5 protein-coding genes are annotated in these 4,718 nt (G+C 56.8%); 1 reads left to right on the top strand and 4 read right to left on the bottom strand.

Annotated elements, in window-relative coordinates; genetic code table 11:
- The 3 genes from H1Y01_RS15710 to H1Y01_RS15700 form a co-directional block, all read right to left on the bottom strand.
- Positions 1-774, bottom strand: a 774-nt coding sequence (locus H1Y01_RS15710) for an MBL fold metallo-hydrolase (RefSeq protein ID WP_219341601.1), incomplete at its 3' end; no start/stop codon positions are given.
- On the bottom strand, positions 771-1,295 hold the full coding sequence (locus H1Y01_RS15705) for a hypothetical protein (protein ID WP_180541456.1): 525 nt from the start codon (positions 1,293-1,295) through the stop codon (positions 771-773). The genes H1Y01_RS15710 and H1Y01_RS15705, both read right to left, overlap by 4 nt.
- Before the next feature lie 13 nt (positions 1,296-1,308).
- Positions 1,309-2,970, bottom strand: coding sequence for a DUF885 domain-containing protein (locus H1Y01_RS15700; protein ID WP_180541455.1), 1,662 nt, complete (start codon positions 2,968-2,970; stop codon positions 1,309-1,311).
- A gap of 65 nt (positions 2,971-3,035) precedes the next feature.
- Here H1Y01_RS15700 and H1Y01_RS15695 point away from each other — a divergent pair, with 65 nt between their 5' ends.
- Complete coding sequence (locus H1Y01_RS15695; RefSeq protein WP_219341600.1) at positions 3,036-4,472, top strand: hypothetical protein; 1,437 nt, start codon at positions 3,036-3,038, stop codon at positions 4,470-4,472.
- On the opposite strand, the gene H1Y01_RS15690 is transcribed toward H1Y01_RS15695, so the two are convergent.
- A partial coding sequence (locus tag H1Y01_RS15690; protein WP_219341599.1) for a glutaredoxin family protein occupies positions 4,453-4,718 on the bottom strand: 266 nt, incomplete at its 5' end. The two genes, H1Y01_RS15695 and H1Y01_RS15690, sit on opposite strands and share 20 nt — an antisense overlap.

The following is a 4,718-nucleotide window of genomic DNA, read 5'->3' as shown; positions in this document are numbered from 1 at the left end:
CTGCTGCACGCGACCCACCGCGAACGCGGGAACGATGACGCGGCCGCCACGCTCTACGGTCCTCTTGACGATGTCGCGCAACTTATTCTTGACTTCACTCTCCTGCTGGTGGAGACGGTCCCCGTAAGTCGATTCCATGATGAGGTAGTCGACCGGTGGCAGCGATTCGGGATCACGGACGATGGGCAGACCGGGACGCCCTACATCGCCCGAGAACGCGAGGCGGATCGTTTTGTCTCCGTCTATCTGCGTCAGGACAGTCGCGCTTGACCCGAGCATGTGGCCGGCATCGTAAGCTTCCGCCTGCAAGGATGGAACGACTTCGTAGGGCTCGTGGTAGTTGATCCGATGGAAGAGAGGCATCGTCTTGGCCGCATCGGCCAGATCGTACAGCGGCGCGACATCGGGTTCGCCCAGCTTGCGCTGGTGCTGGCGCTTGTTGACAAACTTAGCGTCGCTCACCTGAATGTTAGCTGTATCGCGAAGCATGGCATCGCAGAGATCGACCGTGGCTGAGGTAGCATAGATCGCCTGGTTGAAACCCTGCTTAACCAGCAAGGGTAAGTTACCGGAGTGGTCGATATGCGCATGCGAGAGTACAACCGCGTCGACGGACGCGGCGGGAAACGGAAACTGGCGATTCTGCTGCTCGGCTTGCTGGCGGCGGCCCTGGTACATACCGCAATCGAGCAGGACGCGCCGGCCGTTTACAGATAGCTCGTGCATGGAGCCGGTAACTTCTCCGGCGGCGCCCCAGAAATGGACGCTTATCACGACTTAGACCGCTTGCAGACAAGGTGATCGGCTTGGGTCCAGTCGAGGTCCTGCGTTTTGCTGATCTCCCAGTCGACAGTAAAGCTGTCGGCACCGGACGCCGAATAGATGAATCGATTGGCCGCGTAGGGAGCTTTCGGATCTGACGAAACAGCTGAAACCATCGTCAGTGTGCCATTTTTCCAGCCCTGATCACTTGAGTACGTAGCTGCTCCGAAGTTATTAGCATCGAATTCAAGAAGGTGCTTCTGCCCGGGATCGTATCCGATTAGATATTTGGCTAGGTAGCCGGTCCCGGGTTCCACGTCCTGTTCGTTCAATTCGATCCACTTACCGCCAAGTATGACGGCTCCAGTGAACCTTGCTTTGTGAACTTTGCCGCCACGAAAGGTTCCCGAGCAATCCCACGTTCCGGTAAATTGAAATCCATCCGGCGGAAGTGGGGAAAGCGCTTGTGAAAACGCTGGAAATCCGGAGCATAACGAACAGACGAGAGCGAGGCTGGCGTGGAGAGTTCGCATGGCGCAACTTTGCTTACAGCGTTGGGCCGCTATCCGGCCCTAACATCGCTTCGCGTACGATCTTGATCGGCGGGAAGCCTTGCTTCATGAAGTTGTCGTGAAATTCCTTCAACGTGAACTTATCTCCCATCTTCGCCTTGTAGTCCGCACGCAGCTTCATAATCTCCAGCTTGCCTAGTGTGTACATCAGATAAGTCGGGTCCGACGTTCCCCGTTTGGTTTCTTTGTCCGCGATCGGTTTCGTTTGATAGCCTTCTTTGACAAAGAACTCGCGGGCCTGATCCATGGTCATCTTGCCCGTATGCATTTCAATCCCGGCGATATAGCGCGCGTTGCGGAGTAAGGCGTCCTGGAGCTGTCCGATGCGGAGTTGCTTATCGCCATAGCCCTCGTCCAGCATCATCTGTTCACAGTAATGCGCCCAGCCTTCCGCGTTGGAACCCGCGCCGAGTAACTTACGCACTTGATTCGGAGCATGCTGCACCCACAGGAATTGCACATAGTGGCCGGGGTACGCCTCGTGGATCGCCGTGCTCGCGATGGTGCCTCGATTGAAGCTCTCCATGTACTCTTCTGTGTCCTTGGCGCTATCAGCGGGATTGGGCAGCGTCACATTGAAAAACGCCTCCGTCGCAACCTTCTCATAAGGGCCGGGCGTATCCATGGAAGCCGTCGTCAACGCGCGCTCGAACGGCGGAGTCTCTTCAACAATGGGAAGCACCGGCGATGGGATGTCAATGATCTGGTGCTGTTCAATAAATGCTTTCAATCCGCTCAGAATGTCGCGAAAGGACTGCAAGAGCCCGGATGCGGGCGGGTGGTCTTTCTCCAGGTCATCCAGAATCTGCTGCGGCGTCCGATTCGGATCGATCTCGGCCGCCACTTTGCGGAACGCTTCCTGATTCTTGCGCAGGTCGGAATAGCCGATCGTAAGTAACCGGTCGAGCGGGATATCGACCATCTCTTCATACAGCAGCTTCTTGCGATAGTTCTCCGCGCCGATCCGAAAATCGCCATTAGAGCGCGGCAACAGATCGGTCTTGAGGAACGACAGGTACTTATTCAAAGAATCAATGACCGCTTGGTTCGAAGCTTTAAATCGGGCATTCAGGTCCGGATCTGTGACCTCATTGAAAGCAAGCGGAACATCCTTTTCGAAGAAGCCGGTAATCCCCGGAAGCTGTTCGATAGCCACCTCGGTGTAGACGCGCGGCGGATTCCGCAGATTCCTGCGTGCGTCTTCAAGCGCGGCGGGAATTTGCTTTTCGCGCGCAATTACCGATTCGAGCCGCTCGGACTGGGGCGCGAACTTCCGGCTCATGATCGTGAAGATGCTGCCGGTGACCCCGCTCGAGTAGAAGTCGGGATTCTTCTGCCACATTTTGACGCTTTCGTACTCCAGCAGATCGGCGCGGATGCGGCTCAGCACCAGGTCGCGGTCGGGCGAGGCGGGTTCCTTCGCAAATTGCGCTTCGAAGCCGTGCAACGCCGTAATCTTGGTTTGAACGCCGGCAGCCGAGTAGTCTTCGAGCTGCTTGTCGTATTGGTGAAAGCCCGATGCCGTTCCCGCCGTTGGGTTGAAGCGGAAGTAGTAGTCGGAGAAGTACCGATCGTAGAGCGGCCCCTGCGCGGAGAGCGCGCCGGCCCCAAGCGTCGCGAGTAGCAGGAATTTCACTCCATCAGCTTACTCGATACAAGAAACCGCGAATCGCGTTGTGATATGAACTCTTTCTAGAGATGATGACGCTTCGAACTGCGGTATTCGCTTGTTTTACCCTGAGCGGTTTGGCGGCGAACGGGCAAACGCCTGCCCCCTCAGGTCCGCCCGCTCCGGCAATCGTGCATCTCGATGTATCGATGCCGAAGGGCACGGCCGAAGTCACGCTGCCGCCGAACAGCATCCAGGTGACCGATAAGGGCAAATCGGAACAAGTCCTGTTTGTCCATAAAAACGTGGTCCCGGCGACTCCGGCGCCCGCCGGCGAGTTCTCCAACCGCTCCGAGCCGCCGCTGCCGCATTTGACGACCGTGGTGTTCGACATGATGCGGCTGACCCAGCCTGACTACCTCGACACGTGGAAGCTGCTGAAGGCGTCTGTGCCGCAGATGGAATCCGCGGAATCGGTCTATTTCTATGTGCTGAATCTCGAAGGCAATCTGGTTCCCATCCACGCCATCGGATCTCCGGCCGCCGAAAACAAAACGTGGACGCAAGAGTTCGCCGCCAACCTGGATAAGGTCATGAAAGCTTCCAGCCATAACCGTCCGAGCCAGATGAGCGACGAGGAGAACGTCAAGAAAACCTATGTCGCTCTGGAATCGATTGCGAATCAGATGGCGGCGACTCCGGGGCGCAAAGATATCGTTTGGGTTACCGGCGGGATCGCCTACATCACCGACATGGCCAAGTCCTGTAACGGCGATTGGGTGGACTGCGGGTTATATGTGGCGCATCTGGTAGTTACACTGGATCGCGACCACGTGGCGATCGACCCGCTCGGCGTCGGCACCGGCCTCAGCGCCGATACGAACCGCGATATGGAGTATGCGGCGGGGATCACCGGAGGGCGGCCTTACTATCGCGAAGACGTTAAGAGCGTGATCCAGAAGATTGGGGAAGAATACGACTCGACTTACTCGATCTATTACATGCCGGGGTCCGGTAGTTTCGATTCGACATTCCACAAGCTGCGGGTCGCCGGGCCTTCCGGCGTGCTCTACACAAAAGAGCGTTACTACGCGATTCCGGACTCGCGAACCTCAGCTCAGAAGCAGCGCGCCGACTTACTGGTCGCGTTTAATAGTCCACGAGATGAAAGGCAGATCGGATTAACTTTGAAAGTGACACCGGGCACGCCGGGTAAGTCTGTCGGAATCGATCTGCAGATCGATCCGAAAGACCTTCTGATGCGAGAAGACGGCGGTAAGTTTGTCGGCGGACTTACTTTATTGATCGCGAACTCGGGGGCTTCGGGTAATATTGGCGAGCCGATGATCAAAAGCTTCGATTTAGGATTGACGCCGGAACAGCACGCCACCGTAATGAAAGGGGCGATACCGGTCAGTCTTCCCGTTCCGATTACCGATGCGACCAAGAACGTCCGTGTGATCATTTTGGATCAGACAACCGGGAATGTCGGGTCGATTACGGTTCCCGTTAGCGGGACCGCGAAGTAAGCAAGCCGGCTTTTTCGAGAGCCTTATCGAGCTGGGCATTAGTTGGCTCGCTCAAGATTTCGCCGTCCAGGTCGACCGTCGGCTTTTTCTCTTTGCCGCCGTTCTGCTCTTTGACCCAATCGGATGCGGCGGGGTCGTCCTCGACGTCGATATAGTCGTAAGGAATTTCCAGTGCGTCGAGATGTTCGCGCGTCCGGGTGGTCATCGCGCACCAGTCGGCTCCGTAAACTTTTACCATGCTATCGG

Source organism: Nevskia soli (genome assembly GCF_903970205.1).
Classification (GTDB): Bacteria; Acidobacteriota; Terriglobia; order Bryobacterales; family Bryobacteraceae; genus Bog-113.
The sequence above is the reverse complement of the archived record's forward strand: the minus strand, read 5'-3'. Positions and strand labels throughout refer to the sequence as shown.